The organism is Pseudomonas sp. NPDC087690 (genome assembly GCF_044743175.1).
Lineage (GTDB): Bacteria > Pseudomonadota > Gammaproteobacteria > Pseudomonadales > Pseudomonadaceae > Aquipseudomonas.
The window spans coordinates 432,988-454,355 of the sequence record NZ_JBIUVX010000001.1 but is presented as its reverse complement, the minus strand read 5'-3'; the positions used below and the strand labels follow the sequence as shown (position 1 = coordinate 454,355).

Annotated in this window: 18 protein-coding genes; 7 read left to right on the top strand and 11 right to left on the bottom strand. The window is 58.9% G+C overall.

Annotated elements, in window-relative coordinates; translation table 11 throughout:
• Positions 1-119 precede the first annotated feature (119 nt).
• Positions 120-638: a DUF4946 domain-containing protein gene (locus tag ACIPIZ_RS01960; RefSeq protein WP_122661734.1), complete on the top strand. Its 519-nt coding sequence runs from the start codon at positions 120-122 to the stop codon at positions 636-638.
• Between the two features lie 219 nt (positions 639-857).
• Here the strand turns inward: ACIPIZ_RS01960 and ACIPIZ_RS01955 are convergent, their stop codons facing one another.
• The 3 genes from ACIPIZ_RS01955 to ACIPIZ_RS01945 all read right to left on the bottom strand — a co-directional run bounded on the left by ACIPIZ_RS01955 (position 858) and on the right by ACIPIZ_RS01945 (position 3,981).
• On the bottom strand, positions 858-1,223 hold the full coding sequence (locus tag ACIPIZ_RS01955; RefSeq protein WP_105706642.1) for a histone-like nucleoid-structuring protein, MvaT/MvaU family: 366 nt from the start codon (positions 1,221-1,223) through the stop codon (positions 858-860).
• Positions 1,224-1,458: 235 nt separating this feature from the next.
• The gene (locus ACIPIZ_RS01950) at positions 1,459-2,994 is read right to left on the bottom strand and encodes an EAL domain-containing protein (protein WP_105706639.1); all 1,536 of its coding nucleotides are present in this window, start codon (positions 2,992-2,994) and stop codon (positions 1,459-1,461) included.
• 114 nt (positions 2,995-3,108) lie between these two features.
• The gene (locus ACIPIZ_RS01945; RefSeq protein WP_401163633.1) at positions 3,109-3,981 is read right to left on the bottom strand and encodes a LysR family transcriptional regulator; all 873 of its coding nucleotides are present in this window, start codon (positions 3,979-3,981) and stop codon (positions 3,109-3,111) included.
• Between the two features lie 77 nt (positions 3,982-4,058).
• Between ACIPIZ_RS01945 and ACIPIZ_RS01940 the strand changes: the two genes are divergently transcribed.
• A complete protein-coding gene (locus ACIPIZ_RS01940) occupies positions 4,059-5,006 on the top strand; it encodes a DMT family transporter (protein ID WP_401163630.1) in 948 nt (315 codons plus the stop codon).
• 245 nt (positions 5,007-5,251) lie between these two features.
• Entirely contained in the window at positions 5,252-6,328 is a 1,077-nt protein-coding gene (gene hppD / locus ACIPIZ_RS01935) for a 4-hydroxyphenylpyruvate dioxygenase (protein WP_016984437.1), read from the top strand.
• A gap of 126 nt (positions 6,329-6,454) precedes the next feature.
• On the opposite strand, the gene rarD is transcribed toward hppD, so the two are convergent.
• From rarD to ACIPIZ_RS01920, 3 genes are all read right to left on the bottom strand, one after another.
• Positions 6,455-7,336 (bottom strand): EamA family transporter RarD, encoded by an 882-nt coding sequence (gene rarD / locus ACIPIZ_RS01930; RefSeq protein WP_064390214.1) that lies wholly within the window; start codon positions 7,334-7,336, stop codon positions 6,455-6,457.
• 193 nt (positions 7,337-7,529) lie between these two features.
• A complete protein-coding gene (locus ACIPIZ_RS01925) occupies positions 7,530-8,543 on the bottom strand; it encodes an aldo/keto reductase (RefSeq protein ID WP_122854911.1) in 1,014 nt (337 codons plus the stop codon).
• 178 nt (positions 8,544-8,721) lie between these two features.
• Positions 8,722-10,032, bottom strand: coding sequence for an MFS transporter (locus tag ACIPIZ_RS01920; RefSeq protein WP_401163628.1), 1,311 nt, complete (start codon positions 10,030-10,032; stop codon positions 8,722-8,724).
• Positions 10,033-10,203: 171 nt separating this feature from the next.
• Here ACIPIZ_RS01920 and ACIPIZ_RS01915 point away from each other — a divergent pair, with 171 nt between their 5' ends.
• The 4 genes from ACIPIZ_RS01915 (at position 10,204) to ACIPIZ_RS01900 (ending at position 15,828) form a co-directional block, all read left to right on the top strand.
• The gene (locus tag ACIPIZ_RS01915; RefSeq protein ID WP_064390211.1) at positions 10,204-11,322 is read left to right on the top strand and encodes a sugar diacid recognition domain-containing protein; all 1,119 of its coding nucleotides are present in this window, start codon (positions 10,204-10,206) and stop codon (positions 11,320-11,322) included.
• A gap of 216 nt (positions 11,323-11,538) precedes the next feature.
• Positions 11,539-12,678: a glycerate kinase gene (locus ACIPIZ_RS01910; RefSeq protein ID WP_401163626.1), complete on the top strand. Its 1,140-nt coding sequence runs from the start codon at positions 11,539-11,541 to the stop codon at positions 12,676-12,678.
• Between the two features lie 295 nt (positions 12,679-12,973).
• Complete coding sequence (locus tag ACIPIZ_RS01905; RefSeq protein WP_105706622.1) at positions 12,974-14,599, top strand: methyl-accepting chemotaxis protein; 1,626 nt, start codon at positions 12,974-12,976, stop codon at positions 14,597-14,599.
• A gap of 41 nt (positions 14,600-14,640) precedes the next feature.
• Positions 14,641-15,828, top strand: a complete 1,188-nt coding sequence (locus ACIPIZ_RS01900) for a pyridoxal phosphate-dependent aminotransferase (RefSeq protein ID WP_253483627.1) — start codon at positions 14,641-14,643, stop codon at positions 15,826-15,828.
• A 143-nt stretch (positions 15,829-15,971) separates the two neighbouring features.
• On the opposite strand, the gene ACIPIZ_RS01895 is transcribed toward ACIPIZ_RS01900, so the two are convergent.
• From ACIPIZ_RS01895 to ACIPIZ_RS01875, 5 genes are all read right to left on the bottom strand, one after another.
• Positions 15,972-16,949 (bottom strand): 2-hydroxyacid dehydrogenase, encoded by a 978-nt coding sequence (locus ACIPIZ_RS01895; protein WP_401163623.1) that lies wholly within the window; start codon positions 16,947-16,949, stop codon positions 15,972-15,974.
• Between the two features lie 13 nt (positions 16,950-16,962).
• The gene (locus ACIPIZ_RS01890; protein WP_401163621.1) at positions 16,963-18,261 is read right to left on the bottom strand and encodes an MFS transporter; all 1,299 of its coding nucleotides are present in this window, start codon (positions 18,259-18,261) and stop codon (positions 16,963-16,965) included.
• A gap of 105 nt (positions 18,262-18,366) precedes the next feature.
• Positions 18,367-19,338 carry a sugar kinase gene (locus ACIPIZ_RS01885; RefSeq protein WP_401163619.1) on the bottom strand — a complete coding sequence of 324 codons (972 nt, stop codon included), beginning with the start codon at positions 19,336-19,338 and terminating at the stop codon, positions 18,367-18,369.
• Positions 19,331-20,113, bottom strand: a complete 783-nt coding sequence (locus tag ACIPIZ_RS01880) for a sugar phosphate isomerase/epimerase (RefSeq protein WP_105706609.1) — start codon at positions 20,111-20,113, stop codon at positions 19,331-19,333. The genes ACIPIZ_RS01885 and ACIPIZ_RS01880 overlap by 8 nt, the downstream gene beginning before the upstream one ends.
• 149 nt (positions 20,114-20,262) lie before the next feature.
• Positions 20,263-21,291 (bottom strand): LacI family DNA-binding transcriptional regulator, encoded by a 1,029-nt coding sequence (locus ACIPIZ_RS01875; RefSeq protein ID WP_401163616.1) that lies wholly within the window; start codon positions 21,289-21,291, stop codon positions 20,263-20,265.
• Positions 21,292-21,368 lie beyond the last annotated feature (77 nt).

Below are 21,368 nucleotides of genomic sequence, written 5' to 3'. Positions count from 1 at the left end.
GGGCGAGTGATGGGCGCAATGATACGCATGCCCGCCGGCATCGCCAAATGAAAGGCGGGCTTGCCCTGAAAGTGAGCGAGGCTCAGACTTTACGGCTCAATTAGCGAGTGCGTCTGGCAATGATCCGACTGTTCAAATCCCTGTTTGTTTTTTCCGCTTTGTCCCTTGGCGCAACTTGCGTGCTGGCGGATGCACCGGACGTCACCTGGCCTGCAGGCTGGGAGGTTGAAGCGCTGCCGCAAGCGTCGCCGCAGGTTTCCCGGCAGCGGGCGGTAAAGAACGATGCCGAGGGCAATCAGGTGATGGTGATGGAGTTGACCATGACGCAGGTCGAGACTGGCCATCAGGTCAACTTGGAGGGGGTGCTGCTGGAAATGCGCAAGTCCATCCAGAAGGGTTTCTTTCAGGACGGCTACCAGAGTGTTTGTAACAAAATCCATCCGGCAACGCTCGGTTCTTTGTCCGCGCTGGAGACGACTTGCACGATCACTGAAAACGGTCGACACGTGTTGTCGCAAACCCTGGTCGCCGCAGTCGAGGCGGACAAGGCCTATGTTCTTTCCTACGCAGGACAGGCCGAGGTGTATAAGGCAAGTGCCGATGAAATAGTGGCGGTAAAAAACAGCCTGAAACTTTAGTCATCTGTTCTATGCGTGACTCGACTAGATACCCGAACGGATTAAGCACAAAGTTAAACGTAGACCGCGAATGGCAACATCACGCGGCGAAACGTTTAAGGTTTTTCTCAGCAGCGTTACAGACTATTCCTAACTTGCTCGATGAAATTAATTTCATTTGTTAGATATTGTCAATAAAAAAGCCCTGCATAGAGCAGGGCTTTTTTTGTTGGCGTGAGATTAACCGCGCAACCAGGAATCAACGGTGGCGGCACCGTATTGTTCTTTCCAGGCTTTCAGGCCGCGGTGGTTACCACCCTTGGTCTCGATCAGTTCACCGGTGTGCGGGTTGTGATAAACCTTGACCACGCGTGCGCGGCGGGTTTTCGGTGCTGCCGAGGTTTGCAGAGCGGATTTTGCCGGATTCGGATCGAGAATGGAGATGATGTCTTTCAGGCCTTTGCCGTAGGTTTTCATCAGCCCCTGGAGCTTTTCTTCGAATTCGATTTCTTTCTTCAACCCGGCATCGTTCTTCAGCGATTCCAGCTGCTTGAGCTGTTCCTGAAGGGCCTTTTCAGCTGCACGAAATTCAGCGAGTCTGGACAATATCTTTACTCCAATAGTGTGTTTGGCTGATACCAACCGCAAACAAAGCTATAAGCCAAGAGCCTTGAAACGACTCCGTGATAAATGGCTCACCTGCGAATTTTTGCTCAGGTTGAAAAAATTGTAGTAGTTAATGCGTCCAGAGTAAATCCTGATGTTGTCTTCATGTAACAACAGCGGTCTTTTGTATCAATTTGGTGCGCCTGATCGGCGTGTCAAGCTTAACGCCAGTAAGTTAATGTTGACTTAATGCGCTGATGAAGTCGGCGGCAGGCATTGGTTTTCCGAAGAGATAGCCTTGCAGAAAGTTGACCTGGTGCGCGGTCAGGTAGTCCGCCTGCGCTTGAGTTTCGACACCTTCGGCAACAATCCCCAGATCAAGCTTGGCCGAGAGTTCGATAATCGTGTCGAGAATATGCCGTGACAGCGCGTCGATCCCGATCATGGCAACGAAACTCTGGTCGATCTTGAGAAAATCGACATTGAACTTGCGCAAATAGCCAAGGCTGGAATGGCCGGTACCGAAATCGTCGATGGCGATCTTCACCCCCAAGGTATGCAACTGTTCGAACAGTTGGTGAGTGATGTCGGTCGGTTCAATCAGTTCGCGCTCGGTCAATTCCAGGATCAGGCTAATGCTGCCAGGCGCGAACGCTGCGAGAAACTGGCGGCATTCGTCAACCAGTTCCAGGTCCCGACAATGACTTGCGGTGATGTTGATGCCGAGGTGGAAGGGCGTGGCGAAGCTTGATGACAGTGGCCCCAGTACGGCGGCGGTCTGCTGCATCAACGAACGGGTCATCGGCACGATCAATCCGGAGTGTTCGGCAAACGGAATGAACAGGTCCGGGCGTACCAGGCCTTCTTTGGGATGATCCCATCGCATCAGCACCTCTGCGCCAGACCATTTTTTGCTGTCGCCGTGCACGACGGGCTGGAAGTAGGGGATGAACTCGCCAGCTTCCAGCGCACGGAGCATTTCATGGCTGGGAGACGTCGAGCGTTTTTGCAAGACATGACCAATCGCACCGGAGACTATTCCAAAGAACATCAACAAGCTGAACAGCGGCGGATATTCGTCCGCCATGTAACGCCACGTTTCGCCTTGCGGGTAACCGGCGGCGACACTGAAGGCATAGCGCGACGACTGCAGCATGCTTTGGGCAATCGGCAGCGCGGGAAGGCTGCCTTGGTGCACTTTGCCGTCGGCGGACAGCCAGTTGTCGCCGACCTGCAGCAGCAACAGGGTTTGCCGGCCAATCAAGCGCAGAATGTTGCTCAAGTGATAACCGTCAAGCGTGGTCAATGCGCCGCCACGACCCTCACCCAAGCGGTAAACCAGCAGCGCGGTATCGGGCGTCACCGGGTTGCCGTTCATAAGCCACAACTTGCCCTCGTGGTAATCGCCGGAGTTGACCGCTTCCTTGTAGTCACCGAACAGCGAACTGCAATAGAGATTGTTGTCCCAGACCAGATTGGTCGAGCGTACAAACGGTCGGCGAGTGACCTGCTCGCGCAACGCCAGTTTCACCTCTTCGCAGGTTTTTCCGGCCAGTGGCAGTAGGTCTTTGGCCGCCTGCGCAGTGTTGTCGAGCATCAACTCGAACTGGCGCAGCGCCTCGGTGGCGGTCTGCCGGGTGCTCTGCTGCAAAGTGCGCTCGGCCTGCATGTAGAGAATCACACCGCCGAGCGCCACTGGAAGCAGGCCGCTGAGCAGGGTCACTACGAGGCGGGTGCTGCGTTTTCGGCGAGGTCTGACGGTCAATGGCATGGGCGCATCCTGTCGCGATGAAGGGGACTCTTGAATGCAGGCTGGAGAATGGCGCGCTGCTGAAAAACAGTTGAGCCATCGGGGAGGATAGATGGCAGATGCCGCTTGCGCCGCTCAGGGATGATTTATCCGCGTGGCCAACTCGATAAAGGCCAGTGTGGCGGGTGAGGCCTGGCGCTGATCAAGGACGGCGAGGCCGACCTGGCGTTTGACTTGCGGCGACAGCGCAACTTTCACATACCGTGGATTCTGCGCCTGCGGTAGCGAGCTTTCAGCGACGACGGTGATGGCATCGCCACGACTGACCGTGTCGAGAGTGCTGAGCAGTTGCGAGCAGCGAAAACGGATATTCGGTTGCAGGCGATCAGCGCTGAACAGTCGCGACACCAGCTCCGAAGATCCCGCTTCTGTAAGCACGAATGGGTCGTCGCACAGCTCCCTGAGGTTCACCGTCGAGCGCGTCGCCAAGCGATGGTCAAGCGGCAGCAGGGCAACCATCTGGTCCTCGATCACGGCAAAGGTGTCGAAGCGCTCTTCAGGCAGTACCACGAAACCGATGTCGATCCGCCGCTCTTCCAGCCACTGGATCACCTGTCGATCCGGTCCTTCATCCATATGCACTTCGATGCCTGGATAGGCGACGCGATAGCGCTGCAAAATCGCCGGCAACAGCTTGACCGACGAAGTCGGGCCGAATGAACCGATGCGTAAAGTGCCGCGCTTCATGCCACGGGCATCGGCAGCCTCCTGACGCAACGTGTTGGCCAGACCCAGCATGGCCCGGGCGCGCAGCAACAACTGTTCGCCGATATCGCTGAGCGCTACTTGTGACTGATGCCGACGCAGCAGTTCGACGCCCAGTTCCTGCTCCAGTGATTTCAGCGCGTGCGACACCGCTGACTGGGAAATGCCCAAGCGATGGGCGGCCAAGGTAAATCCGCGCAGCTCGGCCACCAGTGAGAAGATTTCCAGCTGTGTGAGAGTCATGAGTATTTACTCATTTTACGATGAACAGGAATGAGATGGATCATACGCCATCCTTCAGTTACCCGGATTCAAGCCTTATGCATAATCTTCAGCAAACCCAACCGACAACCACCGACATGCCGGTCTATCTGACGTTGGCGGCAGTCACCATGGTATGGGGCGGGACTTTTGTCGCCGGGCGTTTTCTCGCTGGCAGCCTCAGCCCGATGTTCGCCGCCAGCCTGCGCTTCCTGCTTGCCAGCGCAGCGTTGCTCGGATTTCTGTGGCTGGCGCGAATTCCGTTGGCACGGCCTGCGCCACGGCAATGGCTGCAACTGGCATTGCTGGGGTTCTTCGGGATTTTCTTCTACAACGTGTGTTTCTTTTATGGCTTGCAGTACATCAACGCCTCGCGTGCTTCATTGATCGTTGCGTTGAATCCCGCGGTGATCGGCCTCGCGTCGTGGTTGTTGTTCAAAGAACGTCTGGCACGCGTCAAAGTCATTGGCATCGTGGCGTGCATTGGCGGTGCTGGCGCGGTAATCGTCAGCCGCAATCCACAACTGTTGGCAGCAACGCCCGACGCCTGGATCGGTGACGTACTGATCCTCGGTTGCGTGCTGGGCTGGGGCGTGTATTCGTTGTTTTCCCGCAGTCTCAATCAGGCGCTCGGGCCGGTGCAGACCGTGACGTACTCGATCCTGCTCGGCACGCTGATGCTGTGGACGCTGGCGGCGGTGCGCGGCGAACTGAGCTGGACGGCGTTGCTCGACCTGGGCGTGACGCAGTGGTTGAGTCTTGTCTATTTAGGCGTGCTCGGTTCGGCGCTGGCGTACATCGGTTACTACGACGGCATTCGCAAAATCGGCGCGACGCGGTCAGGGGTGTTTATCGCCTTGAGCCCTTTGACTGCCGTGTTGCTGGGCGCGCTGCTGCTCGGTGAGCATCTGACGCTAGCCATGTATCTGGGCGGTGCGTTGATCATGGCGGGCATTTATCTGTGCAATAAACCCCTTGCGCCGTCGGCAAAAAAGCGGATTTTATAGAGAGAGCAGACAAGCCTATTTACGCTGTGTAGAATCGGGTTACGCATACAATAATAATCGTCTTCTGGCAGCAGAAGCCTCGCCCGCAAGAGCCTTGGGTCGACAATGAAGATATTCGGGTTTCAACTGATCTACGGTGACTTCCTCGCCCGCAGTGTGCGTGGCATCTCCTGCGCGCCACCCACCGACCTCGCATGACTGACAAATAACCCTGGTTAATTTGATAAGAATGATGAGGCGTCACCATGACAGATTTATACGAAAACCCAATGGGCCTGATGGGCTTTGAATTCATCGAGCTCGCATCGCCGGTGCCGGGCACCCTGGAGCCGATCTTCGAGATCATGGGCTTCACCAAAGTCGCCACCCACCGCTCGAAGAACGTGCACCTGTATCGCCAGGGCGCGATCAACCTGATCCTCAACAACGAACCGAACAGCGTCGCTTCGTACTTCGCCGCCGAGCATGGCCCGTCCGTTTGCGGCATGGCGTTCCGCGTCAAGGATTCGCAAAAGGCCTATAACCGCGCACTGGAACTCGGCGCTCAGCCGATCCACATCGAAACCGGTCCGATGGAGCTGAACCTGCCAGCGATCAAAGGCATTGGCGGCGCGCCGCTGTACCTGATCGACCGTTTCGGCGAAGGCAGTTCGATCTATGACATCGACTTCGTGTTCATCGAAGGCGTTGATCGCAATCCGGTTGGCGCTGGTCTGAAAATCATCGATCACCTGACGCACAACGTGTATCGCGGTCGCATGGCCTACTGGGCGAACTTCTACGAGAAGCTGTTCAATTTCCGCGAAATCCGCTACTTCGACATCAAAGGCGAGTACACCGGCCTGACCTCGAAAGCGATGACCGCTCCGGATGGCATGATCCGTATCCCGTTGAACGAAGAATCGTCCAAGGGCGCAGGTCAGATCGAAGAGTTCCTGATGCAGTTCAACGGCGAGGGCATCCAGCACGTTGCATTCCTCACCGACGACCTGATCAAGACTTGGGATCAACTGAAGAAAATCGGCATGCGCTTCATGACCGCACCGCCGGACACCTACTACGAAATGCTCGAAGGCCGCCTGCCGAACCACGGCGAGCCGGTCGATCAACTGCAATCGCGGGGCATCCTGCTTGATGGCGCGTCGGAGCAGGGTGACAAACGCTTGCTGCTGCAGATCTTCTCGGAAACCCTGATGGGTCCGGTGTTCTTCGAGTTCATTCAGCGCAAGGGTGACGATGGTTTCGGCGAGGGCAACTTCAAGGCCTTGTTCGAATCGATCGAGCGTGATCAGGTGCGTCGCGGTGTACTCGCTACCGAGTAATCCGCCACACCGATAGACACTGTAGGAGTGAGCCTGCTCGCGATAGCGTTTTCAGATCCGGCAATGCTGGTGACTGAATGACCGCAATCGCGAGCAGGCTCACTCCTACATTTTTTTGTGTTTGGCTTAAGGACGGCGTTGGCGCATCAGGTGTTTGAAGCCTTCGAAGACCAGCACCACAACCGCCATCCAGATCGGAATATAAGTCAGCCATTCGCCAGACTTGATACTCTCGCCGAGCAGCAGCGCCACCCCGAGCAACAGCACCGGCTCAACATAACTCAACAATCCAAACAGACTGAACGGCAGCAGGCGGCTGGCAATGATGTACACCACCAGTGCCGAGGCACTGATCAAACCCAGTAGCGGGATCAGCCACATCAACCCCGGGTATTGATCGAACACGCCCAAACCTTGCTCACCCCCACGCACGAACCAATACGCGACTGGCAGCATCAGCGTCATATCAACCCACAACCCGCCGAGGTGATCGGTCTTCAGGTATTTGCGCAGGACGAAGTACAGCGGATAGCCGACCACGACCACCAGTGTCGCCCAGGAAAATCCGCCAACCTGATACAGCTCATTCAATACACCCAGCGAAGCGAAGAACACCGCGATTTTTTGCAGGTACGACAGGCTTTCGCCGTAGGCGATCCGTCCGGTCAGCACCATGGCCAGCGGCAGCAGGAAGTAGCCGAGCGACACATCGAGGCTATAGCCATTGAGCGGTGCCCACATGAACAGCCATAACTGCACACCGAGCAGAGCGGAAGAGACGATCAGCCCGGCGATCAGTTTTGGCTTCGCGGCCATCAGCCGAACCAGCTCCAGCACCCGTCGCCACTCGCCAGAGACCAACATGAACACGGTCATGCACGGCACCGTCAGCAGCATCCGCCAGCCGAAAATTTCCACGCCGCTCAATGGGGTGAGCAGCGAGGTGTAGTAATACATGACGGCAAACAGCACCGAGGCCGAAACCGATAAAGCGATACCTTTAGACAAACTGTCCTCGCGGGTGGGTGATCAAACGGGGCGCGAAGGATACGTGGTTTTTGTGCTGAATATTGGCCGCCTGCTCATTATTTTCAACACGTACACCCCCCAATTGTAGGAGCTGCCGCAGGCTGCGATCTTTTGATTTTAAAAAAAACAGATCAAAAGATCGCAGCCTGCGGCAGCTCCTACATGGATGGCGTCAGGCTGAGTGGGTTTTGCGGCCGGACACAAAATGACTGACATCGTTGAAGCCCGGTGTCGATGCATGCCCCGGTGTCACCAGCGAATCGATAAACGCTTCATCTTCAGCGGTGATCTTCACCGCCTGCGCCTTGGTGTACGCATCCCACTGTTCTTCCGTACGCGGCCCGACAATCGCCGACGTCACCGCGCTGTTGTTCAACACCCAGGCAATCGCGAACTCGACGATTCCGACGCCACGTTGTTCGGTGTACTGATGAATTTGCTGGGCAATGCGCAACGACTCCACGCGCCATTCGGTTTCCAGAATGCGTTTGTCCTGACGCCCGGCGCGGCTGTTGGCATCCGGTGTCACGTCCGGCGCGTACTTGCCACTGAGCACGCCACGGGCCAACGGGCTGTAAGGCACCACACCGAGGCCGTAGGTTTGCGCGGCGGTAATCTGCTCGGTCTCGGCCTGACGGTTGACGATGTTGTACAACGGCTGGCTGATCACCGGCCGATCGACGCCCAGTTTGTCGGCGATACGAATCACCTCGGCAATCCGCCAGCCGCGATAGTTCGACAAACCCCAATAACGGATCTTGCCCTGGCGAATCAGATCGCCAATCGCCGAAATCGTGACGTCCAATGGCGTGTTGTGGTCTTCGCGGTGCAGGTAATAGATGTCGAGGTAGTCGGTGCCGAGACGGGTCAGGCTGGCGTCCAGACCATTGAAGATATGCTTGCGGCTAAGGCCGCTGCGGTTTGGCACACCGTCCACCGGGCCGAACCCGACCTTGGTCGCCAGCACCCACTCATGCCGATTGCCGGCAATTGCTTCACCGACGATCTCTTCCGAACGACCGTTGGTGTATACGTCGGCGGTGTCGATGAAGTTGATGCCCTGATCCCAGGCCTTGTCGATGATGCGCAACGACTCTTCGGTACTGGTCTGCTCGCCGAACATCATCGTACCGAGCGTGAGGGTAGACACCTGCAACCCTGAATGCCCCAGTGTGCGATAGCTCATGCCGAAATCCTTTTGTCGGTGGGAAACCTCAACAAATAACAGATGTGTAACAGGGCGCAAAGTGAATTGTTGCGGCGTTTAAACGCAAAAAGATCGCAGCCTGCGGTAGCTCCTACAAGGAACACATTCCAAGGTAGGAGCTGCCGAAGGCTGCGATCTTTTGATCCTGCGCTTGTAATTAAGCCCGCAACGTCCGCGTCATCCGCAGCGCCAACAGACTCCCGCCAACAATCACACCCGCCAGCAGATACAGCGCCGCATCGGTCGAGCCGGTGCTGTCCTTGACCCAACCGACCAGGTACGGGCTGAGGAAACCGGCCATCTGCCCCATCGAGTTGATCAATGCCAGACCACCGGCTGCAGCGCCGGCACTCAACATGGCGGTCGGCACTGGCCAGAACATTGGCAGGCCGGTCAGCGCGCCCATGGTCGCAATGGTCAGGCCGAGAATCGCAATCGCCGGGTTGCCCGCAAAGTTCACCGCGATTACCAGGCCGATCGCGCCCATCAGCATCGGCACCACCAAGTGCCAGCGACGTTCTTTGCGCAGATCCGCCGAGCGACCCACGACGAGCATGAACACCGCCGCCAGCAGATACGGAATCGCGCTCAACCAACCGATCACCAGGTTATCGCTGAAGCCGAGGTTCTTGATGATCGACGGCAGCCAGAAGTTGATCGCATACACGCCACTCTGGATACAGAAGTAGATCAGGCCGAATGCCCAGATTGCCGGGTTCTTGAACACGGCAATCAACGAGTCGGAATTGGTTTTCGGCTTGTTCGCCAGGTCTTCGGCCTGATCCGCTTCAAGCACCGCGCGCTCGTGCGGGGTCAGCCACTTGGCATTGGCGAAGCTGTCGCTCAGCAGGAAGTAGGCGAGGGCGCCAAGGATCACCGTCGGAATGCCCTGCAGCAGGAACATCCACTGCCAGCCGGCCAGACCGCCCTGGCCTGCGGCGAAGTGATTGAGGATCCAGCCAGAGAACGGGCTGCCGAGCAAACCGGATACCGGGATCGCCGACATGAACAGCGCCATGATCCGGCCACGACGGAAGGTCGGGAACCATTGCGAGAGATACAGCACGACGCCCGGGAAGAACCCGGCTTCGGCCGCACCGGTAAACAGGCGCAGGGTGTAGAACTCGGTCGGGGTGGTGACGAACAACAGGCAGGTCGACAGTGTGCCCCAAGTGATCATCATCACGGCAATCCAGCGCCGAGGACCGAACCTGGTCAACGCCAGGTTGCTCGGTACGCCGCACAGCACGTAACCGATGAAGAAGATGCCGGCACCGAGGCCGTACACGGTTTCGCTGAATTTCAGTGCGTCGAGCATCTGCAGTTTGGCGAATCCAACGTTGACCCGGTCGAGGTAGTTGAACAAGTAGCAGATGAAGATGAAGGGGATCAAACGCAGGGTGATGCGTTTGTAAACGGCGTTTTTATCGTCGTCGATGGTCTGGGTAGCTGCGGCGCTGTGCGACATAGCGGCTCTCTCTTTATTATGATTTTTTGCGATGCAAAGGGTAACGTTGATCGCCCTGAGAGTCTCGGCCAACCTTGGCAGGATTGTCTTTGTGCCTGAGCACAGGGTTTGCCGCCAGACCCTGTGCGGGTGAACAACCGCCAGTGCCAGAAAATAAGGATTGCCGCCGTTATGTTTGAACTCGATCACGACCTCGCCCAGGACATCGTCGACCGGGCCATGGCCATTTTGCCCTACAACGTCAACGTCATGGACAGCCAGGGTCTGATCCTCGGCAGCGGCGAACCCGAGCGTATCAACACGCGTCACGAAGGTGCGCAACTGGTGCTGGCCAACGGTCGCGTGGTGGAAATCGATGCGCAAACCGCTGTGCATTTGAAAGGCGTGCAACCGGGGATCAACCTGCCGCTGCTGCTCGATCAACGTCTGATCGGTGTACTCGGCATCACTGGCGAGCCGGAGCAACTGCGCACTTACGCTGAGCTGGTGCGCATGACCGCCGAAATGCTCGTCGGCCAGCGCAATCAGCAGGCCGAGCAGCAGTGGCGGCGGCAGCGCTGCGACGATCTGTTGGCATTGCTGTTGAGCGAGGCCGGAGATTCGCCGCGGTTGATTGATGAGGCGCAGCAATTGGGGCTCAAGCCGCAATTGACGCGGGTGCCGTACCTGTTTGAGCTGGGTCTGGAGCATGGGCCGGGACAAACCGTCGATGCGCTGAGTGCCTGGCTGACCTCGCGCTATCCCGACAGTTGGTGCGTAAGTTCGGCCAAGTCGTCACTGCTTTGGTGTCGGCCAGCGAGTCACAACGTCGAGCATGATCGGCTGCTGGAAAAACTCGATGGTCTGGGCTGGAACATTTTGCGCATTGCCGTCGGCGGCCAGGCGGATGGCTTGCTCGGGCTGCGACGTTGCTATCGACGGGTCGGCGATTTGCTCGCCTATGGCCGTGAAGTGTTACCGCATTCACGCTTGCTGACGCTCAATCGCTATCGCTTGCCGGTGATGTTGTGGCGGCATCGCAATGACGATGCGCTGGATGAATTGCTCAAGCCGCTGCGCAAGGTGATCGCCAAGGACGGCAACGGCCAATTGCTGGCGACGCTGCGCAGTTGGTGCGAACACGACGGGCAGAGTCAGGCGTGTGCGGATGCGTTGGGCATTCACCGCAACAGTTTGCGCTATCGGATGGAGCGGATTGCCGAGTTGAGTGGGGTTGATCCGTTGCGGCTGGACGGGATGTTGGCGCTGTATCTTGGGGTGCAGTTGCTGCCGCAGATCGACCCGAATTGATCGGTGTCCCCAAGGACGCCATCGCGAGCAGGCTCACTCCTGCAATTGGAATGCATTCCCCTGTAGGAGTGAGCCTGCTCGCGATGGCGGCGGTACATTCGCCGCAGAGTCTTTTGTGGAAATGAACAATAAACGCCCACGCCGCTTGTGCAGCGGACCGGCGTCAATGCGCATGCCGACTGGCAGCATGAGGGGCATTGGAACTGGAGAATTCGCATGAAAATCGTCATCGCCCCCGATTCGTTCAAGGACAGCCTGAGTGCCCAAGGCGTTGCCGAGGCCATTGCTTTGGGTCTGGCGCAAGTCTGGCCGCAAGCCACGCTGGTCAAATGCCCAATGGCTGACGGCGGTGAAGGCACGGTCGAGTCGATTCTCGCGGCCTGCGAAGGCGAGTTGCGCCGCACCCGTGTGCGTGGCCCGCTCGGCGCGCCGGTCGACGCCGCGTGGGGCTGGTTGCCGCACAACCGCACTGCGATCATCGAAATGGCTGAAGCCAGCGGCTTGCAACGGGTGCCACCGGGGCAGCGTGATGCCTGTATCACCAGCACATTTGGCACCGGCGAACTGATTCGTGCGGCGCTGGATGCCGGCGCACAACGGGTGATTCTGGCGATTGGCGGCAGTGCGACCAACGATGGCGGCGCCGGTACGATGCAGGCGCTGGGGGTGAAATTGCTCGATGCGCAAAATCAGACGCTGGTACCGGGCGGTTTGGCCTTGGCGCAACTGGCGCGAGTGGACATCAGCGAACTTGATCCGCGTCTGGCGCATGTGCGATTTGATATCGCCGCCGATGTGAACAATCCGTTGTGCGGCCCCCATGGCGCGTCAGCGATTTTCGGCCCGCAAAAAGGCGCCTCGCCGGCGCAGGTGCAGCAACTCGATCAGGCGTTGGGGCACTTCGCCGACCTGTGTGCCGAGGCGCTGGACAAAGATGTGCGCGATGAGCCGGGCTGCGGTGCAGCGGGTGGTTTGGGGTTCGCCGCCAAGGCATTTCTCGGCGCGCAATTCAAAGCCGGGGTAAAAGTGGTCGCCGAACTGGTCGGCCTCGCTGAAGCCGTTAAAGACGCGGATCTGGTGATCACCGGCGAAGGCCGCTTCGATGCCCAGACCTTGCGCGGCAAAACCCCGTTTGGTGTGGCGCGCATCGCCAAGCAGCACAACGTGCCGGTGATCGTGATCGCGGGCACTTTGGGGGAGGGTTATCAGGAACTCTACAACCACGGCATCGATGCCGCTTTTGCGCTGACCAGCGGCCCGATGACGCTGGAGCAGGCCTGCGCAGAAGCACCACGCTTGCTGCGCGAGCGCGCTACCGACATTGCCCGTGTCTGGCAACTCGCCAGCAAAAACTGACCCGCCTCTGTAGGAGCTGCCGAAGGCTGCGATCTTTTGATCCTGTTTTTAAGAGCAAGATCCAAAGATCGCAGCCTTCGGCAGTTCCTGCATCAAGATTGGAATCGCAGTGTTTCATTCATGTAACACCCTGAAAAATAGTTGATCTTGCCCCGCAATCTTCCTAAAGCCTGGCCGATACAGCTAACAGGCGCGCACACCACACCCCCAAAACAGTGACGCCGGACCGAAGCCCTTAGCGGGCCAGTGATAACGGCATGGACGCTCGTAGTTTTTATCTTCCGAGAGTCCAATCATGTCCTTGCGTAACCTGAATATCGCGCCCCGTGCCTTCCTCGGTTTTGCCTTCATCGCCTTGCTGGTGGTCGTGCTCGGCGTGTTTGCCGTCAACCGCATGTCGATCATCCGCCAGGCTTCGATCGACATGGAGTCGACGCAACTGCCCAGCGTCACGCATCTCGCTGTGGTGACGGAAAACGTCCTGCGTCTGCGCATTCTGTCGTTCCGCGTGCTGGTCAATCGCGAACCGGCCGGTTTGCAGGAAGCCCAGACCCGCATCGCCACGTTGGTCGACAAGGTTCGCAGTGCCCAGGCCAGTTACGCCGCACTGCCGGCGGGCGCGGAAGAACGTGCGTTGTATCAGACGTTCGCCAGCACGCTGGACAACTACCTGCAAGCGCAGAACCAGATGATGGAGCTGTCACGTCAGGACAAAATCGATGAGATGCGCAGCCTGATCAACACGCGGATCAAGGACGGCACCGACCAAATGGGCGAGCAACTCAACAAGCTGATTGCGATCAACGCCGCTGGCGCTAAAGCCGCTTCGGCGCAGGCCGGTGAAAAATACGACAGTGCGATTTTCGGCATCGTCCTCGTCGCCATTGTTGCCGCGCTGGCCACGGTGCTGCTGGCCTGGTTGTTGACCCGCAGCATCGTCACCCCCTTGAACCGCGCCGTCGCCGCTGCGCGCACCATTGCCGAGGGCAACCTGACCAAGGTCATCGAAATCGATGGCAACGACGAGCCGGCGCGCCTGCTGGAAGCCTTGGCCGCGATGCAGGCCAACCTGCGCAAAACCATCGAACAGATCGCCGGTTCCGCCACGCAACTGGGCGCCGCTGCCGAAGAGCTCAGCGCCGTGACCGAAGAAGCCTCCCGTGGCCTGCAGCAGCAAAACAACGAGATCGAACAAGCCGCCACCGCCGTCAACGAGATGACCGCTGCCGTCGAAGAAGTTGCACGCAATGCGGTGTCGACTTCAGAAGCCTCGAACCAATCGACCCACGCCGCGCGCGAGGGTCGCGATCAAGTGGTGAAAACCGTCGACGCAATCCAGACCATGACCCATGACGTGCAGAACACCGCGCAAATGATCGAAGGCCTCGCTGCGCAAGGTCGTGACATCGGCAAAGTGCTCGACGTGATCCGCGCCATCGCCGAGCAGACCAACCTGCTCGCACTCAACGCCGCGATCGAAGCCGCGCGTGCCGGTGAGGCCGGTCGTGGTTTTGCCGTGGTTGCGGACGAAGTACGCGCGCTGGCCCATCGCACCGCGCAGTCGACCCAGGAAATCGAAAAAATGGTCGCCGGCATTCAAAACGGCACCGGCGAAGCGGTTTCGTCGATGCAGCAGAGCAACCAACGCACCCAGTCCACCCTGGAAATGGCCCGTGCGGCCGGCGTCGCGCTGGAGCAGATTACCCAGTCGATTCATCAGATCAACGAGCGCAATCTGGTCATCGCCAGTGCTTCGGAAGAGCAGGCGCAAGTGTCGCGTGAGGTCGATCGCAACCTGGTCAACATTCGTGACCTGGCCACGCAATCGGCTGCCGGGGCCAACCAGACCAGCGCCGCCACTCATGAACTGTCGCGTCTGGCGGTAGATTTGAATGCCATGGTGGCGCGTTTTGTGATTTGAGATAGGGTGAAGACTGGAGACCGCGCCATCAGGAGACGTGCATGCGCTATTCAGCCTTGACCCAACGAATCGCCGGGGAAGGAGCCGCTGCCTGGCAGATTCACGATCGAGCGCTGGAGTTGCGCGCCGAGGGCGTTGATGTTCTGTTGTTGAGTGTGGGCGATCCGGATTTCGATACACCGCTGCCGATCATTCACGGCGCCATCGACAGCCTGTTGGCGGGCGACACGCATTACTCCGAAGTCCGTGGTCGGCTGGCATTGCGCAAGTTGATTGCCGAACGCCATCGGCGGCACAGTGGTCAGGCGGTCGATGCCGACCATGTGATCGTCATGCCCGGTGCGCAATGCGCGGTGTATTCGGTGGCGCAATGTCTGCTCGATCCGGGCGATGAGGTGATCGTCGCCGAGCCGATGTACGTCACTTACGAAGGTGTGTTTGGGGCGTGTGGCGCGACGGTCGTGCCAGTGCCGGTACGGCCGGAAAATGGTTTTCGCGTCGATCCGGCGGATGTCGCGGCACGTATCACGCCGAGGACCCGCGCCATGCTGCTCAACAGTCCGAACAATCCTTCTGGCGCGAGCCTGTCACTGTTGATCTGGCAAGAGCTGGCGGCACTGTGTGTGCGCCATGACTTGTGGCTGATCAGCGACGAGGTCTACAGCGAACTGCTTTATGAAGGTCAGCACGTCAGCCCGGCGAGTTTGCCGGGTATGGCTGAACGCACGGCGACCATCAACAGCCTGTCAAAATCCCACGCCATGACCGGATGGCGCATCGGCTGGATGATCGGGCCGAAATCGTTGGCCGAGCATTTGGTCAACCTGTCGCTGAGCATGCTCTTTGGGTTGCCGGATTTTGTGCAGAAAGCGGCGGAAGTTGCGCTGGCCTCGGATCTGCCGGAAGTGACGCAGATGCGCGAGGAGTATCGGCTGCGTCGTGACCTGGTGTGCGAGCGTTTGCAGGGGTGTCCGGGGTTGTACCCGATCCGTCCCGATGGCGGCATGTTCGTGATGGTTGATGTGCGCCAGACGGGCCTTGGCGCTCAGGCGTTTGCCGAGCAGTTGCTGGAAGGTTATGGCGTGTCGGTGCTGGCCGGCGAAGCGTTTGGGCCGAGTGCGGCGGGGCATATTCGCATCGGGCTGGTGTTGGATCGGGTGAAACTGGCGGATGCCTGTGCGCGGATTGCTCTCTGTGCGGCGCAGCTTTTACAGGCGCGTAGTGCTTGATGGTTTTGTGTTGCCTGCATTGGCCCCATCGCTGGCAAGCCAGCTCCCACAGTGATTTGAGGTGGACATGATATTTGTGTCCGCTCGAAAATCCTGTGGGAGCTGGCTTGCCAGCGATGGGGCCAGATCAGGCAATAAAAATCTCAGCCCTGCCAGGCCAATGGATTCACCAGATTCGCCGGTTTTTCCCCACTCAATGCGGCCAACAGATTCTCCACCGCACACCGCGCCATCGCTTCCCGCGTCTCATGCGTCGCCGAACCCATGTGCGGCGTCGCCACGACGTTGTTCAACTGCAACAACGGCGAGTCATGCTGCAACGGCTCACGCTCAAACACATCCAGCCCGGCCGCGCGTATGCGGTTATTGCGCAAGGCTTCGATCATCGCCGCCTCATCCACCACTTTGCCCCGGGAAATATTGATAAAGATGCTTTGCGGGCGCATCAACGCAAACTGCTCTGTCCCGATCAAACCTTCAGTCTGCGCGGTCAGCGGCAAGGTCAGACAAATGAAATCGGCCTGCTGAAGCAGATCCTCAAGACTACGATATTGCGCATCAAACCGCGCCTCGACCGCCGGTTTGCGCGACTGACTGTGATAGAGCACCGGCATGCCAAAACCGAAATGGCCACGTTGCGCCAACGCCTCGCCGATGCGCCCCATGCCGATGATCCCCAGCGTCTTGCCATGCACATCGGTGCCGAAATGCGCCGGGCCGATGTTGCGGCTCCATTGACCGCTACGCACCATGTTCGCCAATTCGACTACACGCCGGGCGGCGGCGAGGATCAGGGCGAAACCGGTGTCGGCGGTGGTCTCAGTGAGTACATCCGGCGTGTTGGTGAGAAGGATCTTGCGCTGCGTCAAGTAATCGATGTCGTAGTTGTCGACGCCGACCGAGACGCTGGCGATGGCCTCAAGCTGCGGCGCCAGATCGAGTAACGCGGCATCCAGTTTCAGGCTGGCACCGAGCAGGCCGTGAGCGCGGGGCAGGGCGTCACGCAGTTGCATGAGGCCGTCGGCGTCGAGGCTTTCGATCAGCGCGACCTCGCACTGTTCCTGTAGACGCGCCATCAGCGCTGGCGACAGTTTCTTGTACAACACGACTTGTTTTTTCATGACAAAAATCTCTTCAGGAATGCGCCGGCGCGGCACGCGTGGCGACGGCTTTGGCGACGACGCGATCACTGGCGCCGGGCTTGAGGAACATGGTCAGCACCACCGACAGCAGCAACGCGCCGCTCATCAACAGGTACGAAGCGCCGGGCGAACCGGTCGAACTGTTCAGGTAACCGACCAGATACGAGCCGCCAAATGAACCGAGCGCGCCCATGCTGTTGATCAGCGCCATCGCGCCACCGGCCACGTTGGCAGGGAGAATCTCCGGGACGATCGCAAAGAACGGTCCATAAGGCGCGTACATGCAGGCGCCGGCAATCACCAATAGCGTGTATGACCACCAGAAGTGTTCAGCGCCCAAGGCGTAGGAGCCGTAAAAGGCAATGGATGCAATCAACAGCGGTGGCCAGACAAAGCGTTTGCGCTTTTGCAGTTTGTCCGAGCCCCACGACACGGCGAGCATGCCGATCACCGCCGCCAGATACGGCAGCGCCGACAGCCAGCCAGCCTCGATCATGTCCATTTGCGCGCCGGCCTTGAGGATCGACGGCAGCCACAAGACAAAGCCATAGACGCCGATGCTCCAGCAGAAAAACTGCAGCGCCAGAATGATCACCTTCGGCGAACGGAACGCCTCGGCGTAGTTCTTCACGGCTTTGATACCGACCTGCTCGGCAGCCAAGGCACTTTCCAGGTCGTGCTTTTCCTCATCGCTCAGCCACTTCGCCTGGGACGGACGATCATCGGCCAGACGCCACCAGATAAACGCCCACAGCACCGCCGGCAAACCTTCGATGATGAACATCCAGCGCCAGCTGAAATGCTGCACCAGGTACCCCGAGACCACTGACATCCACAGCATCGTTACCGGGTTGCCGAGGATCAGAAAGGTGTTGGCACGCGAGCGTTCGGCACGGGTAAACCAGTGGCACAGATACACCAGCATCGCTGGCATCACTGCTGCTTCAACCACGCCGAGCATGAAACGGATGACGATCAGCCAATAAGCGTTGGAGACCACGCCGGTCAATGTGGCGAGGCCGCCCCAGAGGATCAGGCTGACGAAAATCAGCTTTTTCACACTGTGTTTTTGTGCGTAGATCGCACCGGGTACCTGGAAGAAAAAGTAACCGAGAAAGAACAGCGCGCCGAGCAGCGACGACAGTCCCGGAGTGATCATCAAGTCGGCGGCCATACCGGACGCGGCAGCGAAGCCATAGTTGGCGCGATCAAGATACGCCAGGCTGTAGGTGATGAACACGATCGGCATGATGTACCACCAGCGGCGGGTGGCGAGGGTTGCGGTTTTCATGGGTGTTGCTCCTGAGCTTGTTGTTTTTGTCGCAGCAGGTTCAATAAATCGGTTGTCTCTCAGGGCCTCATCGCGAGCAGGCTCACTCCTACAGGAGAACGCATTTCAAATGTAGGAGTGAGCCTGCTTGCGATTGGCGTCTTCGAATTCGGGAAATAGTTCAGCCCGGGTTGGAAGGCCCTCCATATCCCCGCGACTCTGCACCGCACGACTGCCAATCCAGTTCGCCCGCTGCACCGCCTCGGCAAAGCTCTGGTGTTCCAGCAAGGCGCTGATCATTCCCACGGCAAAACCATCACCGGCGCCCACCGTGTCGACCACCTTCGCCACCGGCACTCCGGCGACAAAACCCTGAGCCTGATGAGTGCGGTAGTAGGCGCCTTCCGGCCCGAGTTTGATCGCCACCGCTTCCGCACCTTGATCCAGATAAAACGCCGCAATGTCCGCCGGGTCTTCAAGCCCGGTGAGCAAGCGGCCTTCGCTCAATCCCGGCAAAACCCAATGGGCGAGGGCGGCGAGGCGGTTGATCTCGCGGATCATTTCGCGCTCGCTGGCCCACAGGCTTGGGCGCAGGTTGGGATCGAACGACACGCTGCGACCGGCGTTGCGCATGCGCGTCATCAGTTCGAAAGACATCTCTCGCGCTGAGGCCGACAGCGCTGGCGGAATGCCGGTGGCGTGCAGGTGTCGCGCGCTCAGCAGGTTGGCGGTAATCGACTGCGGTGACAGATGACTGGCCGCCGAACCGCGCCGGAAATATTCGACCTGCGGATCGCTACCATCGTCGTTGCGGGATTTGAACTGGAAACCGGTCGGGTGCTGTTTATCGACATCGACATGGCTGCAGTCCAGGCCTTCTTTAATCAACGTCTCGACCACAAAGCGCCCAAGCGAATCATTGCCAACCCGACTCAGCCACGCGACGTTGAAACCCAGGCGCGAAAGGCCGATGGCGACATTGCTGTCCGCCCCGGCGATGCGCTTGTGGAATTGATCGACACAGGCCAGGTCACCCGTCTGCTCAGCCACCAGCATCGCCATGGTTTCGCCGAACGAAAGAATATCGATCTCAGACATGAGCAGGCTCCAGACGCGATTGGCCGAGGCGGGCGAGGGCGGCGACGTGTTCGCTGGTCAGTTGCAACAGATCCTCGCCCTGCAACGGATATTCGGCGGCGCGCATAACGCCTTGGGCCATGTGCCGCAGCAGTTGTTCCCACAGATGCAGGTCACTGACGGCAGGCGGCACCGCGACCAGTTTGCCGTCGGCGCGACGGGCCACGGCTTTGCAGTGCACATAGCCGACATGCCGCCCGAGCAGGCGGGCGGCGCTGGTGGCGGACTGGTCCTGCCACTGCCAGTTGCCGATGTCGAAAGTCATCTTGATCGGCAGGTTGTGCTGTTCGACAGCGTTGAAGAAGCGTTGAAACGGTTCGATACGCCCGCCATGCAAGGTCTGGTCGTTTTCCACCAGCAACTGCACGGGGCTGTGCTGCAAACGCTCGGCCAAGGCTTGCAGATCGTTATTGTCGGTGAAGTAGCCGAGGGAGACTTTCAGCCATTTCGAACCGAACGCTTCGGCCTGTTGCAGGGCGGTTATCAATTCGGGATTCGGTTGTGCCTGACCGGCCAGCCACAGTTCGGTGGGCGAGGAATAGATGCTCTGCAGGCCCTGCGCCTGAGTGGCCTCGGCCAGTTGCGCAGGGTCTTCGCGCGTCAGCAATTCTTCGCGCCACTCGATGCGATTGGCCCCGGCGGCAGCCAGGATATCGATGAATGAAGCTTGTCCACGCTGACGCACAAGCTCGGCGCCGTAGCTGGACAGACTGATGGAAACGTCGGGTTTATTCATTGTTATTGACCTCTGAAACCGGTTTCATTTTTGTTCAAAAAAATATCAGGTGTTCTGTATTGTCCTTTCCGACGCTATCGCGAGCAGGCTCACTCCTACAGGGGAACGCATTCCAAATGTAGGAGTGAGCCTGCTCGCGATAGGTCAGCTCAAACAACGCTAATCCCCAAGGTTGACCCACGCTCAACCAGCACCGGCGCAAAATCCACCACCCGCGCCACCTCATCATCCCCACGCAAACGCTTGAGCAAACACTCAAACGCCCGCGCACCAATCTCTGCCGTCGGCTGAGCCAGTGCGGTAATCCCGCTGCCCACCAACGGATACCAATCCAGATCATCCAGGGCGATGAACCCGACATCCTCGAACAACCGGCAACCCATCTGGCGCAACGCAGTCGTTGCGGCCAGCGCTGCCACGCCATTGGCGCAGAACAACGCTTTTGGTCCGGCACCGGGCGTATTTAAAAAGGTTTGCAGTTGTGCGCCCAGCTCATCGCCGGTTTCCAGCACCACCCCAGTCAGCCCTGAGCGCTGAGCAATCTGTGCCTGAAAACTGCTGACCCGCTCGATCCGCGAACTGGTGCCGTCATAGGGTTCAGTCACCAGCACCAGATTGCGATAACCGCGCTGCTCCAGATGCATCAGCGCCATCTCAACGGCTTGCGGGTTGTTCAGCCCGACCATGTCGCTGTCGAGACCGTCGACCTTGCGATCGACCAGCACCAGCGGCATCTCGCGACGCAGTTCGTGCAACTCGTCACGGTGATGGCCCAGGGTGTTCACGATCAGTCCTTCGATGTTGTACGAACGCAATAGGGCCAAGTGCTGGCGCTCCTGCTCGTCATCGCGGTCGGTGTTACATACCACCAGGCTGTAGCCGTGCGCCCGGCAGGCGGTTTCCACCCCGTGCATCACGGCAATTGAATAAGGGTTACGGATATCGGCCACCAGCATGCCGATCAGGCGCGTGCGCCCGCGTTTCAGGCCGCGCGCCATTTGGTTGGGGCGGTAGCCGAGTTCGCTGATGGCTTGCTCGATGCGCAGGGCGATGGCATCAGAGAGCAGGGCGCGGTCATCGCCGATGAAGCGCGAGACGCTGGCCTTCGAGACCCCGGCGCGCTCGGCGACGTCGAGCATGGTCACGCGGCTGCGTTGGGCGGTGGAGAAGTCGTTCATCGTGGCGGCAACTTTCTTGTTGTTGGAGTGTTTGAAACGTCATTGAAACCGGTTTCAGGAAACACCAATCGGCGTGT

Bases quoted from the DNA above. Each gene is read 5' to 3' on its own strand.
- ACIPIZ_RS01945 (WP_401163633.1), bottom strand. From the start codon at position 3,981: ATGACTCTCACACAGCTGGAAATCTTCTCACTGGTGGCCGAGCTGCGC.
- ACIPIZ_RS01925 (WP_122854911.1), bottom strand. From the start codon at position 8,543: ATGAGCTATCGCACACTGGGGCATTCAGGGTTGCAGGTGTCTACCCTC.
- ACIPIZ_RS01910 (WP_401163626.1), top strand. From the start codon at position 11,539: ATGAAAATCGTCATCGCCCCCGATTCGTTCAAGGACAGCCTGAGTGCC.
- hppD (WP_016984437.1), top strand. From the start codon at position 5,252: ATGACAGATTTATACGAAAACCCAATGGGCCTGATGGGCTTTGAATTC.
- ACIPIZ_RS01895 (WP_401163623.1), bottom strand. From the start codon at position 16,949: ATGAAAAAACAAGTCGTGTTGTACAAGAAACTGTCGCCAGCGCTGATG.
- ACIPIZ_RS01905 (WP_105706622.1), top strand. From the start codon at position 12,974: ATGTCCTTGCGTAACCTGAATATCGCGCCCCGTGCCTTCCTCGGTTTT.
- ACIPIZ_RS01940 (WP_401163630.1), top strand. From the start codon at position 4,059: ATGCATAATCTTCAGCAAACCCAACCGACAACCACCGACATGCCGGTC.
- ACIPIZ_RS01915 (WP_064390211.1), top strand. From the start codon at position 10,204: ATGTTTGAACTCGATCACGACCTCGCCCAGGACATCGTCGACCGGGCC.
- ACIPIZ_RS01920 (WP_401163628.1), bottom strand. From the start codon at position 10,032: ATGTCGCACAGCGCCGCAGCTACCCAGACCATCGACGACGATAAAAAC.
- ACIPIZ_RS01880 (WP_105706609.1), bottom strand. From the start codon at position 20,113: ATGAATAAACCCGACGTTTCCATCAGTCTGTCCAGCTACGGCGCCGAG.
- ACIPIZ_RS01875 (WP_401163616.1), bottom strand. From the start codon at position 21,291: ATGAACGACTTCTCCACCGCCCAACGCAGCCGCGTGACCATGCTCGAC.
- ACIPIZ_RS01890 (WP_401163621.1), bottom strand. From the start codon at position 18,261: ATGAAAACCGCAACCCTCGCCACCCGCCGCTGGTGGTACATCATGCCG.
- ACIPIZ_RS01950 (WP_105706639.1), bottom strand. From the start codon at position 2,994: ATGCCATTGACCGTCAGACCTCGCCGAAAACGCAGCACCCGCCTCGTA.
- ACIPIZ_RS01900 (WP_253483627.1), top strand. From the start codon at position 14,641: ATGCGCTATTCAGCCTTGACCCAACGAATCGCCGGGGAAGGAGCCGCT.
- ACIPIZ_RS01960 (WP_122661734.1), top strand. From the start codon at position 120: ATGATCCGACTGTTCAAATCCCTGTTTGTTTTTTCCGCTTTGTCCCTT.
- ACIPIZ_RS01885 (WP_401163619.1), bottom strand. From the start codon at position 19,338: ATGTCTGAGATCGATATTCTTTCGTTCGGCGAAACCATGGCGATGCTG.